Source organism: Alistipes indistinctus YIT 12060 (genome assembly GCF_025144995.1).
GTDB lineage: Bacteria > Bacteroidota > Bacteroidia > Bacteroidales > Rikenellaceae > Alistipes_A > Alistipes_A indistinctus.
Genome location: NZ_CP102250.1, coordinates 1950329 through 1967362, shown reverse-complemented (window position 1 = coordinate 1967362; position 17034 = coordinate 1950329). Strand labels below are relative to the sequence as shown.

Here is a 17034-nt window from a genome sequence, read left to right as displayed (position 1 = left end):
GTCAGCGGGCGTCAAGCAGGTAAAAGGCCCCCCCGGTGACGATCTCTTCGCCGGGACGAACGCCCGAAAGCACGACCGTCCGGTCCCCGTCGGTCGACGCTGTGGTCACTTCGGCCTTGCGGAAACGGTTTGCACCTTCGCAGACCAACACATAACAACTCTCTTCCTGTTGCAGAATCGCGGAAGTCGGAACCAACATCGCTTCGGTAGCCGCATCGGTCAGCTGCACCGTGCCGTACATATAAGGTTTCATCCTATGGTCACGGTTGTCGCACTCGATCAGCACCTCGACCGAGCGCGTCTCGGGATCGAGCAGTTCGCTGATGTGGTAAACCGTTCCTTTGACCGGAACGTCGGGCATCGCCGTCAGGCGTACCTCGACCTCCGAAAGTCGCTGGATCAGCCGGATATCCTTCTCCTTGACATGCGCGACGACCCACACCTTGCTCAGGTCGGCGACCAGGGCCAGCGGACCGGCGTCCTCTTTGATATACTGGCCCAGCACGATATTGTCCTTCACGACCTCGCCCGCAATCGGCGAACGCACCACCAACGGCTGGCCGAGCACCATCGTCCCGGGGTCGATCTGGTACACTTTCAGCGCCGCAACGGCATTTTCATAATCTTTCTTTTTCAGCTCGTAGTTGACCTCGGCCTCCTCGACCTCCTTCTCCACGCCGACGTGGTTCTTCAGCAGGTCTTTTTCACGGTTCAGGCTTTTGAGCGCGAGCTCCATCTCCTGCTTGGCCTGGTAATAGGCCTTGCCCGTGTCGAAGAACGACGGCGAGCTGATTTCGAAAATGGGACTGCCCTGCACGACTTTCTGTCCGAGGCGAACGAAAGACTTGACGATACGTCCGGCGAACGGCGTCGCGATTTCGGCATAGCGGGCCGGGATCGCCTGCACCATGCCCGAAGTGGTGAACGTCGCGCGGTAGGGCGTGGCAGTCACTTTACCGGTGGTGAGGCGCTCCAGAACGGGGGAGCCGGGCGCCACGGCGATAATATCGTTGTCGACGCGCACCTGCGGTGTGGTCGTCTCTCCCGATTTGGAGGAGCGTGCACATGCGCACACCGCACCCGCCAACAGGAGGATTACAATTCGTTTCATAAGGTTTCTTGGCTAAGTTTCAGCAGGCGCACGAGCCTCGGAATCGGGCCGGATCATCAGCGTCTAAAACGACTCCGGCCTTTCGCAGATCAATCGCACAAAACTGCTGTAAGGCTTGATAAATAAGAAAGGCCGCGCTGCACGGGAACAGGCGGCACCGGGACAGATCGCCCGGAAATCAAACCAACGCGGGAGGCGCCCTCAACTGCGGGAGCGGTACGGAAGAAGACTCGCGGCCGTGCCGTACGGGAGGCCTGAATCTAACCTCAACGCCGGGGACGAAAAACGAAACCAAAGAGATGCCTGCAACGAACAACAGCATCGAGAGCTGTGCGATCGTGTCGCACTGGACGGGCGTATGGTTATGGCCCGGGGTGCCGCTACCGGCAGGCAAATAAGGGTGCGAGTGGGTGACGACACCCCACGAGAAATAGTGGGTATGGTAGAACAGCGACGATTCGCAGTAGTAGCTGACGAACAGCACCACCAACAACAATTTCGCTATTTTCAATACCTTTTTTTTCATCCGAGGCGGGAGTTTGCATGTCGTGGCGGAAGTCGCCGAAACACTCCAAAAACCGTAATACTAACGTGAAAGCCTGGAAATATACTCCGGTCAAAAACACACCGGCAATCAGCACGATCAACGACCGGCACAAAGGGTGCGGAACCCGGTAACCTGTCTTGCAGGGAACAAAGATAGGTTTTTTCACGATACAAGCAGCCCAAAGGCCTGAACTTTACCTAAAATATACCCTGCCGGGAACAAAACATGCCCGGATACAAGTATCCGGGCATGTTCCTAAGTCGGTTGAATCCGATCGGCAAACGGTCAGCTATTGTCAAACCGCCCCGATAAATTTACGTTCCGGTGTCCTCGGAATCCGACCGCACGGCATGTTTCACGCTGCGAGGGCCGGACCTAAACCGGATTCGCTATTTTTTCAGCAGCACGTCGTTAATCACCTTTTCGAAATCGTCCTTGCCGATAGCCCCCTGCACCATCTGCGGCTTGCCGTCCATCGGCACGAACAGCAGCGTGGGAATCGAACGGATGCCGAAGGCCGCCGCAAGCTCCTGCTCCTTCTCGGTATCTATCTTGTAGACATAAATCTTACCGTCATACTCCTGGGCCAGCTCGTCGAGGATCGGAGCCACCATTTTGCAGGGCCCGCACCACGAGGCGTAAAAGTCGACGATCGCCGGTTTGTCCCCGAGGTATTTCCACTCGTTCGGATTGGCTTCGTAATTGACCACTTTGTCCAGAAATTCCGCTTTTGTCAAATGAATCGTTTTCATAGCTTTTTCTATTTTTTGATTGTTATTTTCTCCGCTCTTCGCTCCAGAAGCGCCGCAAGCCGTCAGAAGAAGGGCCGACAGTACACCCGCAAAAATTGTTCTCATTTGGTTCGATTTTGTAAGTTTTCTTCTTCGAGGAGCTCATAGCCCAGTTTTTCCAGTCGGGAAAGCAACTCCGCACGGCTCACCTCGTCGGTATGGTCGATCACGATCCGGTCGTACTGCGGCTCGACCCGTACGCCGAATACCCCGTTCAGTTCACCCAAACCTTTGTGAATCGAATTGCGGCAACCGCAGCTCATCACGTTTTGTAATTTAACCGTTGTTTTCATCTTTTCCAGGTGTCTTTTCTCCGGGAGCCGCCTTGCACTCCGGCAACTCGTTCCGCCGTACCTTGAACATACTCAGCAGCAAGCCACCGAACACCGCGCCCCAAAGCGCCGTAATCACCGGCGAAGAGGTAATCGGACAGCTTCCGCTGCTGCAGCCTACGAACCGCCAGTAAAGGTACCCCCCGACCATACCCGCCGCTACGCCGATCAGCGTCAGCAAGTTCCGCTGCACGAATCCTTTGATTTTACATGAATTGCATTCCATAGTCCTATTATTTATAGTTTCTTTTATTCCGTCAATTTCATCGGCCCCTGGTCCACATTTACCCGTTACACGCTTTACGCATTGTCCGGGACCGGCAGTCACCGCTTTCCGTATCCGTTTCCCGCATTCGTGCCATCCGGCCCGTTTCCGCGCTGACGGGTATTCCGGATGTTATACGGTTCAGACCCGCCTTATTCCCGGTCGTCGCACCGGGCCCGGAACACCGGTAGCAGGATCTCGGGCACCGCCACGCTGCCGCACTTCATCCCCGCAAGGCATTTCTTTCCGGCCGCCGTCAGTTCGAAATACATTTTGCGCTTGTCCTGCTCTCCGAGTACGCGCTTGACGAACCCCTTCTCCTCGACCGAACGGATTACCTTCGACGTGTGCGACGGGCTCATCGCATTGATTGCCGCAATTTCGGCCGCAGAACGTTTGCCCCCCGAAAGCGAACAGAGCAGCATCGCCTCATTCATGCAAACACGATGCACTTTCTGGAAGTCGGCTTCGAAGGTCTGGATCGCCCGGTAAATGTCGCGCATCAGGCATATAGTTTCCATAATAAATTATTTCTTTATTCAACTAACGTTGCAAAGGTGTAATTTATTTTCCAATAAAACAAATTTCCGATGGAAAATAAATTCAACCATCCGTTTCCTTTACCGGGAATCCTCAACAGGGTGCCGACGAAAGCAGATTTAGGCCGAACCGTACGTTTCTTCAACGGATCCGCGCAACCATTCCGCTACAACCGGATAGACGGCATACGAGACAATGAAAAACTCTTTCGGAGGAACAATTATCGTCAAAAGCCGCTAACTTTGCACCGACCAATTCCGATCCGCCCATGGCCAAGGACCGCCTCGTCACACCGAGCTACTGTTGTATCCTGGCAGCCAACTTCCTGCTCTACTTCGGCTTTTACCTGCTGATGCCGGTACTGCCGTTTTACCTCACCGAAGTGTTCCACACGGGCAACACGATGGTCGGCATCGCGCTCTCCTGCTATACGGTAGCCGCCCTGACGATCCGTCCCTTTTCGGGTTATCTGCTCGACACGCTCGCGCGCAAGCCGCTCTACCTGATCTCGTTTTTCATTTTTACGACGATTTTTGCAGGCTACCTGTTCGCCGGGTCGCTGACGCTTTTCATCATCCTGCGGATCGTCCACGGCTTTGCGTTCGGTACGGTCACCGTATCGGGCAATACCGTGGTAATCGACATCATGCCCTCATCGCGGCGCGGCGAAGGAATCGGATACTACGGCCTGACGAACAACACGGCGATGGCGATCGGCCCGATGGTCGGGTTGTTCCTGCACGATTTCTATTCATTCCCGGTCATCTTCCTTTCGGCGCTCACGTCATGTTCGCTGGGCTGGATCATGGCTTCGCTCGTCCGGACGCCGCCGAAGGAGCCGGTCAAGCGGGCACCTGTCTCGCTCGACCGCTTCATCCTGATCAAAGGCATCCCGGCCGGGATCGACCTGCTGCTGCTGTCTATTCCCTACGGCATGACCACGACTTACGTGGCGATGTACGCGAAAGAAATGGGTATCCAGAAAGGCACGGGCATCTTTTTTACGCTGATGGCCGCCGGCATGGCCATTTCGCGCATCTTTTCCGGAAGACAGGTGGACAAAGGACGCATCACCCAGGTAATCGCACTGGGCATGTACCTCGCCTGCGGCTGCTTTTTCGTGCTCTCGGCCTGCGAAACACTGATGAGTTGGAATCCGGTATTGACCCCTTATATCTTTTTCGGGATCGCCCTCTTCCTGGGGATCGGTTTCGGGACGATGTTCCCGGCCTTCAACACGCTCTTCGTCAACCTGGCACCGCACAACCAACGGGGTACGGCCACCTCGACCTACCTCACTTCGTGGGACGTCGGCATCGGGGCAGGGCTGCTGCTGGGCGGTTACCTCGGCGAAATCACCACACTGGACCGGGCCTACCTTTTCGGAGCCTGCCTGACAGTCGTTTCGGCAATCTATTTCCGGATCAAAGTGGGACCGCATTTCGAAAAGAACAAACTGAGGTAAATCCCTTTGAAGACGGCTCCCGCAAGATGCGTGAAAAGAGCCATCTGCAAAACACGACCGCCAAAACCCACCTTCCCGATCCCACGGAACTGATTTCAACCGATCCCTTCCGGACAATTCCTTCTCGGACAACCCCTCGTTGCACGACGGCCTTCCCACAACGGCACTGTTCCGAAACCGGGTATCGATATGTTGGAACCGGCACCGAAAAAAGTACAGGCGCTTTCCGGCCCTGTGATATGCTTCCCCGCACCGCCCGGAACATCCGGCCGATGTACTTTTCTGTTCATCGGCAAAAACCGCCAGCCGGACGATAAAATCCAGCATTGCGTCCAGCGTTGATTCGAAAACCTGACAATCAACATAATATACTGCAAAACAAGGGCGTTTCCTTTTCGGAACGAATCATTTTCGTCCATCGAATTCACCCTTAAAACAATATAACTATGGCTCGTAAATCTCTTTTCCCCTTCCTGATGGCCGCCGCACTGGCCGGGGGCTACATGCCGGGGTATACCCAATCCACCGGTGAAACAGCCGGAGCCGTCCATCCGGCAATCCTGCCGGAAGATTCCGCCCGGGCAATCCGGCGACAACCTCCTACAGTAGAACAACAAGCCGAAAGGATCAGCCGGCAGATGCAACGTCGTTTGGTACTCGACAACAAGCAGTATGCAAAGGTTTATAAACTGAACCTGAAATACCTGAAAAAACTCGAAGACTCCGCAACCGGATGGAAAACCTCTCCGGACAGGCCGGAGGGTTTCGGCGGCAGGATGGGCGGGCCGCACGGCTCCGGTGGTCCGGGTGGAATGGGACATCGGGACGGCATGCCCCGTCCCGGCGGGAAGGACAGACCCGGCGGTCCCGGAGCAGGACGGCCTCCGATGGGCGACAAATCGCAGATGAAGGAGAAACGGCCGCACGGAATTTCATTCGCAGGACTTTCCGAGCAAGACCAAGCAAAACGGGAAAAACAGTTCAGGAAAATCCTATCCGGCCGTCAGTACGCCGAATGGCTCAAGATGGAATCGGAGCGCGCAGGCAAAGCGTTCCACGAACGGTTCCGGCCGGATTTCAGGTCGGGACAGCAACGCCCTTAGAAACTTCGACTCTATCAACGCACTATAAATATCCCCCGCTCCGCACAAGGTTTTCCCCGGATACGCAGGGGATATTCACATTCACGGCTGTTGCGCGGAGAGATAACCATTCAACTGCTCGAAAGTCGCATCCTTGAGCAGCACTTTTTTGTTACGGTCCAGCAGGTAAAGCGTCGGGATAGCCTTCAGGTCGTACAAGTTCGCCTCCGACAGCGCCCCGTCCCTGCCGCGCACATAGCCCCAGCTCTCCGGGAAGTCCGCGCCGTGTTCCTGCCACGCCTTCAAGTCCTCGTCCGGATACACGGCCAATACCGTGAGCCGTCCGTCGCGAACCCGCTGCGTTATCTCCGGTGAGGCGACCATCTGCCCGGCGATATCCCGGCAGGCGGGACAACCCGGATTGTTGAAGAAGAGAACCGTATACTCCGAGCGCAGACCGTGCATCCGACCGCTGCATCCTTTCAGGTCGACGTAGGCAAAATCGGCCGCCGTGTCGCCGGGGCGGTTCTTCAACGCCATCTCCAACCGGGCCCGCGGACGCAGCTTCGCAAGCGAATCGAGCTGCGGAGACGCCACCAGGTAACGCAGAACCGGAATGTAGAGCTCCTCGCTGCGCATCGGTGAATTGGGATCGTACAGGTACTTCTCCAGCAAACCCGTCAGGTAACGAAACATCGCCGTATCGGCCGAAGCTCCCGCGAGGAGTCTGTCCAGCGAGGCGGCCGCATCGGACGGTGCAACATACTGGCGCAGGATATTCAGGAAATCGGCCATACCCTGTTCGGTCACAGCCGGCTTATCGAGATAGGCCGCCGTGTCCGTAAAATCGAACTTATCCCAATAATGCGCCGCCACATATTGCGCCCTTTCTTCGGGCGTGGAGAGCATCGCGGGCACTTCGATCATCGGGAAACGGTCCGGAATATGTTGGTCCGAAGCGGCAGTTCCGTTCCGGTTACTGCCGCGGCAGGAGGCCAGCACGATAGGCACACAGGCCAACAGGCAAAAAATGCGATAAGTCTGTCTCATTATTCCGATAATAAACGGTTCAAAATCTACTGTTTCCCAGTACCGCCCGAAGAGCCCTGGGGACGGGATACTCCCACGGCGGAACCGGTTGCCGTCACGTCCGCTGCCGCACGGATACCCGGGTCAGCCGATACGGACTGGACGGAACCGTCGAACGTGACCGCATCCGCCTGGCCGGCCGCACGGTCCGGATAATCGTCCGGCTTTTGTCCGGGCACTTGTGCCCGCGCAGGCTTGACCACCATAAACGACGGGAACGACGGAATCAGCGCGGAACGGCTGCGGGTAATGTGCAGCCAGCTGTTGTAGCTGACGATCAGCATCTGCTGCCCGGCTATAAACTCGCTGAACGGAACCGAAGGCGGACTGACCGCCAGGGCCGGGCCGCCGTCCAGGTGCCGCACCTCTCGTTGCAATTGCGCGGCAAAACCCGCATCGGCCACACGAAGCGTCACCTTCACCCCCCCGAGAATGGCGTCGATCTCATCCAGCATCGCACGGTCGCGTTCATCGAGCATCAGCACTCCGATACGGTCCGCACCGCGGAAATTACGGTTCACGAATACGCCCACCGAACAAGAGACATTGGCAAACAACCGCCGGGCCTTATCGCGGGTCGATTCCCCCGGGAAATACATCTTTTTGCGAATCTGCCGGCGGATGCGGTTCAGTTCGTCGGCCAGCAACAGGCTGCTGCGCCGGGGCGCGACATAATCGTTAATGAACTCCGGCCCTCCGCCCAACAGCACGAAATCGTACGACTCGCGGCGGATCAGTTCGATCAGGTCTTTCAGGTAGTGGTCGGTCACGCGGTAGCGCGTTTCGATCTGCATCCCCAGCTCCCGCGCCTCGTCACGCAGCGGCACAAAACTCTCGGACGAATAGCCGTAGGCGTTCATCGGACTGGTCTCGGTACCGATCGTATAGTGCACAGCCGTAATGTGCAGTTTGTCGATCAACCGGCCGCACAACACTTTTACGAGTTTCAGGAAAACCGGCGCACTGGAAGGACGCGCGAACGAAATCAAGATACGGGCTTTCGCCGAGTGCCGCCGTTCGGGCCTGCGGCGAGCGAAAAGTTTGTCGATCAGCACGAGCGACGGGGTGGCCATGAAAGTGGTGAACAGGGCCATAATTACGAAGATCACGTAGATCGACGAGGGCAGCACGCCCATCTCGTAGCCGATGTTCAGCACGATCAGCTCCATCAGTCCGCGCGTGTTCATCAACACGCCGATCGAGAGGCTGTCCTTCCACGACTCCCCGACAAAGCGGGCCGAAAGCGCGGCACCCGCCAGTTTGCCGACGATCGATACGGCGACAAAAAGAGCGCAGACGACCCACAAGTGGGCGGTATTGAGTGCGCCGATCTCGGTCCGCAGGCCGGTAAAAACGAAAAACAGCGGCAGGAACAGCACCAGCGCGACGTCTTCCACCTTTTCGGTCATGATGCGCCGGAAACTGAGGTTCGCAGGCATGATCACTCCCGCCACGAACGCGCCGAAAAGCGCATGCACGCCCAGCACTTCGGTAATGTAGGACGAAAGGATCAGCACCAGGAAAATGAACGCCACCAGCGGTTTACTGATGATCTCCTGACTGTTGTAAATATTACCGAGCTTGCGCATGAAGGGCCTCACGAGCCCGAACATGAACAGCACATACAGGATCACGCACAGCAACGTATAGCCTGCGCTGGCAACGCTGCCCGCCTTTGCGATCGCAATGATCGCGGCCAGCAGGCACCATGCGGTAATATCGTTGTTCGCCGCGCTGGCGATCGCCAGCATGCCCATCGGCGTTTTGCCCAGGTTGCGCTCCTGAATGATGCGCGCGAGCACCGGAAAGGCCGTAATGCTGACCGAGATGCCGATAAAAAGCGCGAACGGTACGAAGGTAGTATGCCCGAACCCGAATTCGGGATAGACCTGCCAGGCCAATACCGTCCCGAGGAAAAACGGCACGATGATGCTCGCATGGCTGATGACGAGCGTCTGACTCCCTTTTTTGCGCAGGATACCCAGGTCGAGCTCCATACCGATGATAAACATAAAAAGGATCAGGCCGATCTGGCTCAAAATGTTGAGCGATTCGAGCGAATCGGGCGCAAAGAGGAATCCGAACGTTTCAGGGAAAAAGTGGCCCAGCAGCGACGGGCCGAGCACGATGCCCGCGACGATCTCGCCGATCACGCCCGGTTGGCCAAGGTACTTGAACAGCCACGAAAAAATCCGCACGGCGACCAGGATCGAAATGATCTGCAACAGCAGCATGGCTACCGGATGGTGCACCCCTTCGTGCAGCGACTGCGTGAAGAGTTCGAGCGGCGCGGGACAGGAGGCGGGTGCCTGGTGCACCGCAACATGGCCCGAAACCATCTCCACGGCTTCCCGGTGCGTTTTATCAAAAGCCCGATCCCATAACTTACCTTCCCGGATCACCATCCAGAAGAGTCCCCCGAAGATCAGGAGCATCAGAACATAAAAGGTGTAGTTGCGCTTGGCGCCAGTTTTCATAAGCTATCGAAGGGAGGTGTTGAACAAAAATAAGATTTATTTCCGAATGGACATCACTTTCCCGGCAGAATCATCCCCTTTACTCCGGAAAACCACGACCATCGCCGGGACGAACGGCTGCCGCAGGAATATCAAACAAAAAAGCGCTCCCTCCCGGGAGCGCTCCTGTTTCGTATTTCGACGGTTGCCGTTTCCGGGCCGTCCGGACCTCGTTTCGCCCGTTGCTGTCCGTCCTCTGGCAAGAAAACCCTGCGGACCACACCGGAACGAATTACCGCACCAGTTTGTTGGTCGCCGTATCGGGAAAGACCACCCAGGGTTTGAAGCCCTTGGCCTCCTCGAAGCCGAGCAGCGCGTACGAAATGATAATCACCACGTCACCCACCACGCACCTGCGCGCGGCGGGACCGTTCAGGCAAACCGCGCCGCTGCCGCGCTCCCCCTTAATGATATAAGTCTCGAGACGTTCGCCGTTGTTGACGTTGACGATCTGCACCTTTTCGCCCGCGATCATATTCGCCGCGTCGAGCAGGTCTTCATCGATCGTGATGCTCCCCACATAGTCCAAGTTGGCCTGCGTGATGGTCACCCGATGAATTTTCGATTTCAATACCTCTATCTGCATGTCTGCAAAATTTCGATTATTTATCGTAGGGGCCGTAACCGCCCACATTATCGATCAGCCTCACGGCACCGGCCTGCACGGCCGCACAGCCCCGCGTCGCGACACCCTCCCGCCACTGGTCCAGCGGCAGCAATGTATCGGCATCGACGATCTGGAAATATTCCACTTTCAGCAGCGGATCGCTGTCGATCCGCTCGGTAACGAACCTCTCGGTCTGGGCCACCGTCGCCGTACGCGAAAATTCGACACCCGCTTTCAGGGCCGCATAAATCTGCGGTGCCGCAGCACGGTGTTCCGCCGTCAACAGCGCATTGCGCGAACTGAGCGCCAGACCGTCCGCCCCCCGTACGATCGGGCACGGCACGATCTGAACCGGAATCTGCAACTGGCGTACCATGGCCCGGATCACCGCGATCTGCTGAAAATCCTTCTCGCCGAAATAAGCCTTATCGGGCTGCACGATCGCGAACAGGCGGCTCACCACCTGCGCCACACCGTTGAAATGGCCCGGACGGTGCGCGCCCTCCATCACCTTGTCGGTCTGTCCGAAATCGAACTGCCGCGTATCGGGCTCGGGATAGACATCCTCGACCGAAGGGGCATAAACGAAGTCGGCGCCGGCTGCCTCGAGCAGCTTCAGGTCGGCTTCCAGATTGCGCGGATAACTGCGCAAATCGGCCGGATCATTAAATTGCGTGGGATTGACGAAGACGCTCACCACCACCCGACGGCACTCGCGGCGGCAGCGTTCGACCAACGAAACGTGCCCCTCGTGCAGCGCGCCCATCGTAGGAACGAAGCCGGTGAGTACCTTTTCATTACCCAAGGCGGCGGAGAGTTCGGCACCCCTGTTGAAAACCTGCATCGGATCGATCGCTTTAGTTTTTAATAGCCCCCGAAAGGGTTCCGCAAAGGTAGAAATTAGATTTAGATTTATCCAACATTTTTCGCCCAAAAATAATACCTTTGTGAACAACCGAACCTGTGAATCCGATGAAAAATACCGTTATTCTGACCATGATGATAACCCTCGCGGCAGGCATGAACGCCTGCAAAACCAAGCCCCGGGCCGAAGAGAAGTTCAACTGGGTAGTGGACCGTTTCGACGACATCAAAGTGCTGCGCTACCAGGTACCGGGCTTCGACACCCTCTCGTTGGAGGAGAAAAAGCTGATCTATTACCTGAACCAAGCCGCACTCTGCGGACGCGATATCTTTTTCGACCAAAACGGCCGCTACAACCTGCGCATCCGCCGCACGCTCGAAGCGATCGAGCAGGGCTACACGGGCGACCGCACGAGCGAGGATTTCGGGAAATTCGAAAAATACCTGAAGAAAGTGTGGTTCGCCAACGGCATACACCACCACTATTCGCTCGACAAGTTCCTGCCCGAATTTTCCGAAAGCTACTTCGACGAACTGGTCGCCGGCACACCCGCCGAATATTTTCCGCAGGACTTCACACCGTCCGTTGCGGCCGTCGTGACCGAGATCAAGCCGGTGATGTTCGACCCGGAGCTCTTCCCCAAACGGACGAACCAGGCTGCCGGAGAGGATATGATCGCCACCTCGGCCAACAACTATTACGAAGGCGTGACGCAAAAAGAGGTGGAAGCCTATTATGGCAAACTGATCGACCACCGCGACAGCACCCCCATTTCATACGGCCTGAACAGCAAGCTGGTCAAAGAGGACGGCAAGCTGGTGGAAAAAGTGTGGAAAGTGGACGGCATGTACTCGTCCGCGATCGAGAAGATCGTTTACTGGCTCGAGCAGGCCTCCGGAGTGGCTAAAGGAGCACAGAAACGGACGATCGACGAGCTGATCGGCTATTACCGTTCGGGCGACCTTTCGCAATTCGACACCTATAGTATCTCCTGGGTGCAGGACACCCTCTCGAAAGTCGATTTCGTCAACGGCTTCATCGAAACGTACGGAGACCCGCTGGGCTACCGCGCCTCGTGGGAAAGCCTCGTGAACTTCCGCGACGAGGAGGCGACGCGACGCACCGAAACGATCAGCGCCGAGGCGCAATGGTTCGAGGACCACTCGCCGATCGACCCGAAATACCGCAAAGAGAAGGTGAAGGGCGTATCCGCGAAGGTCATCACCGCCACGATGCTCGGCGGCGATTGCTTCCCGGCTACCCCGATCGGCATCAACCTGCCCAATGCCGACTGGATCCGCAAAGACTACGGTTCCAAATCGGTGACGATCCAGAACATTACGCACGCTTACACCGAGGCGGCCAAAGGCAACGGCTTCCTCGAAGAGTTCATCCCCGACCCGGCCGACATCGAGCTCCAGAAAAAATACGGTTCGCTGGGCGACGATCTGCATACCGACCTGCACGAATGCCTCGGCCACGGTTCGGGCCAGCTGGCTCCGGGCGTGAAGACCGATGCACTGAAAAATTACGGCTCGACGCTCGAAGAGGCCCGCGCAGACCTTTTCGCCCTCTACTACCTCGGCGACCCGAAGCTGGCCGAGCTCGGACTCGTCCCGTCGTTCGACGTAGCCAAGGCACAGTATTTGCGTTATATCCTCAACGGTATGATGACGCAACTGGCCCGCATCCAACCGGGCAAGGACGTCGAAGAGGCGCATATGCGCAACCGGATGCTGATCGCGATGTGGTGCTATGAAAAAGGGCAGCAGGGCGGCGGCGAAGCCGTCATCAAAAAGGTGGAGCGCGACGGCAAGACCTACATCGAGATTACCGACTACGAAAAGTTGCGCGGCCTGTTCGGCGATATGTTGCATGAAATCCAGCGCATCAAGAGCGAAGGCGACTATGCCGCCGGCAAGGCGCTCGTCGAGAATTACGGCGTGAAAGTGGATCAAAAACTGCACGACGAAGTACTCGCACGCTACGGAAAACTGCATATCGAACCGTTCAGCGGATTCGTCAATCCGGTCTACAAACCGGTTATGGAGAACGGCGAGATCGTCGACGTCACGGTCGAATACACCGAAGACTATCCGGACCAGATGATGCGCTATTCGAAAAACTATTCGTTCCTGCCGTCGGTGAATTAACGGTTCGCATCGTACCGGCAGCGGCACCCGGCGTAAACGGAAAATGTCCGGGACAGTGGTTTCGCCCGGGCCTCCCGGAGGCGGGAAAGCACAAGGGTATAACCGCGCTTTATCGCAGATTACCATTTCTGATAAACGCGGCGGCCTGCGGGTCGCTATCTTCGCTGCCGGAAACAGACAGACAAATCGTTTAATCAAAATAACAGAACCAACATGAAATTCCTGACCGAAGAAAAACTGACCATCGTGGGCGCCGCCGGCATGATCGGTTCGAACATGGCGCAGACCGCAATGATGATGCGCCTCACCCCGAACATCTGTCTCTACGACCCGTTCGCACCGGCCCTCGAAGGCGTCGCCGAAGAGCTGTTCCACTGCGGCTTCGAAAATGTGAACCTCACCTTCACCTCGGATATCGCAGAAGCGTTCAAGGATGCGAAATACATCGTCTCGTCGGGCGGTGCAGCCCGCAAGGCCGGCATGACGCGCGAAGACCTGCTCAAGGGCAATGCACAGATCGCAGAGCAGCTCGGCAAGGACATCAAAACCTACTGCCCCGACGTAAAGCATGTGGTGGTGATCTTCAACCCGGCCGACATCACAGGCCTTATTACGCTGCTCTATTCGGGCCTCAAGCCGACGCAGGTTTCGACGCTCGCGGCACTCGACAGCACGCGCCTGAGAAGCGAGCTGGCCAAATATTTCAGCATGCCCGCCTCGGAAATCAAGAACTGCCGTACCTATGGAGGCCACGGGGAACAGATGGCCGTCTTCGCCTCGACGACCGAACTCCACGGCAAGAAGCTCTCCGAGCTGATCGGTACGCAGATTCCCGCCGGCGACTGGGAAGCGCTGCGCCAGCGGGTGATACAGGGCGGCAAGCATATCATCGACCTACGCGGCCGCTCGTCGTTCCAGAGCCCGGCCTACCTCTCGATCGAAATGATCGCAGCAGCCATGGGCGGAGAGGCGTTCCGCTGGCCTGCCGGAGTTTATGTCCACTCCGAAGGGTTCAACCACATCATGATGGCCATGGAGACTTCGATCACCAAAGACGGCGTACATTACAACGCTGTCAAAGGCTCGGCAGAGGAGATGAAAACACTCGAGGAGAGCTACAAACACCTCTGCCAGTTGCGCGACGAAGTGATCGCAATGGGCGTACTGCCCCCCGTCAAGGAGTGGCATGCGCTGAACCCGAATATCGACTAACGCGGCATCCGGCCCTGGTTCTGTCCAAGACAGGAACGCAAACGAAGTTCGGATACGGAACAGACCGGCCTACACCCTGTTCCTGAAGCACGGCAACACCGTGCAACAGCTTAAAACGTACAACCGGAACAAAACGAGGAGGGAAATCGTAATGATTTCCCTCCTCGTTTCATTTGCATCTATCCGCAGAACTGCCGCGCCCCAGAGCGGAGCACTTCCGGAACCGACGATATTGCCGCGGCTATTGTTTTGCCGCCGATGCGGTCTCCTGCTGCGAATTCTTTACATACTTGTCGAGCCAGCCGAAAAATTCGCGCTGCCAAACCAGCGAGTTCTGCGGTTTGAACACCTGGTGCGCCTCGTTTTCGAATGCGACGAGCCGCGCCGGGACACCCATCAATTGCGCAGCCGTATACGCCTGCAGATTTTCGGTGTACGGAATCCGGAAATCGTTGAGCCCGGAGAAGATCAGTATCGGCGTGTCCCAGTTCTTCACGAACTTGTGCGGAGAGTTGGCATACGAACGTTTCGCCACCGGACTGTCGCTCCAGTACGAACCGCCGAGGTCGTTGTTCGGGAACCACAGTTCCTCGGTACCGCAATACATGCTTTCGAAGTTGAACATGCCGCAGTGCGCGATGAACGCTTTGAAACGTTTCTGGTGGTTGCCGGCCAGGAAGTAGACCGAATAGCCGCCGTAGCTGGCGCCCACGCAGCCCATCCGGGTCTCGTCGGCCCACGGTTCGCGCGCCACGTCGTCGATCGCACTGAGGTAATCGCGAATGTTCTGGCCGCTGTAATCACCCGAGATCTGGTCGAGCCACTCCTGCCCGAACGACGGCAGCCCGCGCCGGTTCGGCGCCACGACGATATAGCCCTGCGCAGCCATCAGCTGGAAATTCCAGCGGAAACTCCAGCGCTGGCTCACCACACTCTGCGGACCGCCCTGGCAGTAAAGCAGCACAGGATAGGTTTTGGTCGAATCGAAATCGGGGGGCAGGATTACCCACGTCAGCATCTGTTTGCCGTCGGTGGTCTTGACCCAGCGCTCGCGCACTTCGCCCATCCGGATATTGTCGTAAATCTCCTTGTTCGTATTGGTCAGCTGTGAAAGCATACCGTCGGTCAGGTTCACGGCGAACAGTTCGGAAGGCGTGCTGAGCGTCGTCAGTTCGGCCACGAGTTTGCCCCCGCCCATCGTAAAGGCGTTCAGGTCGTGCGCGCCGCTGGTGACCACCTCCACCGGCGAACCGTCGGTCCCCACTTTGCAAAGCTGGTAGGTCGCCCGCATCGGCGAGAGGAACCAAAGTTTGTCGTTGCCGTCCCAGGTGACGTTGCCCGCATTGTAATCGAAATTCTCGGTCAGGTATTTTTTCTCTCCCGTGGCGAGCACGGCGATGAACAGGCGGTCTTTGTCCGACTCGTTACCGTCGCGCTCCATGCTGGTAAAAGCCACCATGCTGTCATCCGGGGAAAAACGGGGATATTTGTCGTAACCCATCATCCCTTCCGTGATATTGACGGTCGTCCCCGCAGCGAGGTCGTAAATATAAATGTCGGAATTAGTGCTGAGCGCGTACTGCTTGCCCTTCATCTTCTTGCAGGTGTAGGCCAACTGCGTGCCCGCGTTGTTCCACGCGATCTCGGCCGCGTCGAAATAGGGCGCCATCGGCGCATCCCACGGCTCGCCCGGCATGATGTCCACCCCCTCGGCCATCCGGCCGTCTTTCATCTCGGCAACGAACAGGTGCAGGTAACTGCCGTCGTCCCAGTAATCCCAGTGACGCGCCATCAGGTCGTCGTAGATCAGCGCCTTCGAGTCGGGCAGGTCGGGGAAGACCTCCGACGACTTGCGTTTTTCGACCTGGACACGCTTGATGTAATACACTTTGTCGCCTTTGGGCGAAAGGCCGTACCCTTCGATACCGCCCTCGATGGCCGAAAGCTGGCGCAGGTCGCTGCCGTCGGGAGCGGCGCTCCACAGCTGCGCCTCGCCGCTTCGCGTCGAAAGGAAGTAGATGCGGCTGCCGTCGTCGCCCCACTGGATCGACGACTCTTTGCCCGCACCGTCGGTGATCTGCACGGCTTCCCCGCCGGCGGTCGGCACCGACCAGATGTGCGTACTGCTCTTATCGTCTTTCATGCTGTAATCGCTCACCGTATAGAGGACGGTTTCGCCGTCGGGCGACACCACGGAACCGCCCACGCGCCCCATCTTCCACATCACTTCGGGAGTAAGGATACCGGCGCTCTTTTCGGCTTCGGTCAACGAGTTGTCAATCTTCATCGGGGCTGATTTTTTGCCTGCGCCGTCGCCGCACGCGACCGTAAGCGCCGCAACGGCTCCCGCCAGCAGCAGGGTTGTCGTTTTCTTCATCTGTTATGAGGTTTTATTCGGTTCGGTTATGTTTCGTACCCCTTAAACGCAACCTTCAAAAGCTCTATTGCCTTTATAGCAA

Annotated in this window: 15 protein-coding genes; 4 read left to right on the top strand and 11 right to left on the bottom strand. The window is 57.2% G+C overall.

What is annotated here, in order from left to right:
- Position 1: 1 nt before the first annotated feature.
- The 6 genes from NQ495_RS08190 to NQ495_RS08165 all read right to left on the bottom strand — a co-directional run bounded on the left by NQ495_RS08190 (position 2) and on the right by NQ495_RS08165 (position 3567).
- Positions 2-1111 carry an efflux RND transporter periplasmic adaptor subunit gene (locus tag NQ495_RS08190; RefSeq protein WP_009133428.1) on the bottom strand — a complete coding sequence of 370 codons (1110 nt, stop codon included), beginning with the start codon at positions 1109-1111 and terminating at the stop codon, positions 2-4.
- 178 nt (positions 1112-1289) lie between these two features.
- Positions 1290-1637: a hypothetical protein gene (locus tag NQ495_RS08185; RefSeq protein WP_009133429.1), complete on the bottom strand. Its 348-nt coding sequence runs from the start codon at positions 1635-1637 to the stop codon at positions 1290-1292.
- Positions 1638-2047: 410 nt separating this feature from the next.
- Entirely contained in the window at positions 2048-2515 is a 468-nt protein-coding gene (gene trxA / locus NQ495_RS08180; protein WP_040294158.1) for a thioredoxin, read from the bottom strand.
- The gene (locus NQ495_RS08175; protein WP_147337815.1) at positions 2512-2742 is read right to left on the bottom strand and encodes a heavy-metal-associated domain-containing protein; all 231 of its coding nucleotides are present in this window, start codon (positions 2740-2742) and stop codon (positions 2512-2514) included. Before NQ495_RS08175 ends, trxA begins: the two co-directional genes overlap by 4 nt.
- Complete coding sequence (locus tag NQ495_RS08170; protein ID WP_009133432.1) at positions 2726-3007, bottom strand: DUF6132 family protein; 282 nt, start codon at positions 3005-3007, stop codon at positions 2726-2728. Before NQ495_RS08170 ends, NQ495_RS08175 begins: the two co-directional genes overlap by 17 nt.
- 191 nt (positions 3008-3198) lie before the next feature.
- Positions 3199-3567: a helix-turn-helix domain-containing protein gene (locus NQ495_RS08165; RefSeq protein ID WP_009133433.1), complete on the bottom strand. Its 369-nt coding sequence runs from the start codon at positions 3565-3567 to the stop codon at positions 3199-3201.
- A 287-nt stretch (positions 3568-3854) separates the two neighbouring features.
- Between NQ495_RS08165 and NQ495_RS08160 the strand changes: the two genes are divergently transcribed.
- A complete protein-coding gene (locus NQ495_RS08160) occupies positions 3855-5051 on the top strand; it encodes an MFS transporter (protein WP_009133434.1) in 1197 nt (398 codons plus the stop codon).
- Between the two features lie 446 nt (positions 5052-5497).
- Positions 5498-6154 (top strand): hypothetical protein, encoded by a 657-nt coding sequence (locus NQ495_RS08155; RefSeq protein WP_009133435.1) that lies wholly within the window; start codon positions 5498-5500, stop codon positions 6152-6154.
- Between the two features lie 81 nt (positions 6155-6235).
- Here NQ495_RS08155 and NQ495_RS08150 read toward each other — a convergent pair whose 3' ends face one another.
- From NQ495_RS08150 to panC, 4 genes are all read right to left on the bottom strand, one after another.
- Positions 6236-7183, bottom strand: coding sequence for a DUF5106 domain-containing protein (locus tag NQ495_RS08150; protein WP_009133436.1), 948 nt, complete (start codon positions 7181-7183; stop codon positions 6236-6238).
- A 26-nt stretch (positions 7184-7209) separates the two neighbouring features.
- Positions 7210-9699: a cation:proton antiporter gene (locus NQ495_RS08145; RefSeq protein ID WP_009133437.1), complete on the bottom strand. Its 2490-nt coding sequence runs from the start codon at positions 9697-9699 to the stop codon at positions 7210-7212.
- Between the two features lie 271 nt (positions 9700-9970).
- Positions 9971-10324 carry an aspartate 1-decarboxylase gene (panD, locus tag NQ495_RS08140; RefSeq protein WP_009133438.1) on the bottom strand — a complete coding sequence of 118 codons (354 nt, stop codon included), beginning with the start codon at positions 10322-10324 and terminating at the stop codon, positions 9971-9973.
- Positions 10325-10340: 16 nt separating this feature from the next.
- Positions 10341-11189: a pantoate--beta-alanine ligase gene (gene panC / locus NQ495_RS08135; protein WP_009133439.1), complete on the bottom strand. Its 849-nt coding sequence runs from the start codon at positions 11187-11189 to the stop codon at positions 10341-10343.
- 128 nt (positions 11190-11317) lie between these two features.
- Here panC and NQ495_RS08130 point away from each other — a divergent pair, with 128 nt between their 5' ends.
- Positions 11318-13363: a dipeptidyl-peptidase 3 family protein gene (locus NQ495_RS08130; RefSeq protein WP_009133440.1), complete on the top strand. Its 2046-nt coding sequence runs from the start codon at positions 11318-11320 to the stop codon at positions 13361-13363.
- Between the two features lie 213 nt (positions 13364-13576).
- Positions 13577-14575 (top strand): malate dehydrogenase, encoded by a 999-nt coding sequence (locus NQ495_RS08125; protein ID WP_009133441.1) that lies wholly within the window; start codon positions 13577-13579, stop codon positions 14573-14575.
- Positions 14576-14816: 241 nt separating this feature from the next.
- Here NQ495_RS08125 and NQ495_RS08120 read toward each other — a convergent pair whose 3' ends face one another.
- The gene (locus tag NQ495_RS08120; RefSeq protein ID WP_009133442.1) at positions 14817-16952 is read right to left on the bottom strand and encodes a S9 family peptidase; all 2136 of its coding nucleotides are present in this window, start codon (positions 16950-16952) and stop codon (positions 14817-14819) included.
- Between the last annotated feature and the right edge of the window lie 82 nt (positions 16953-17034).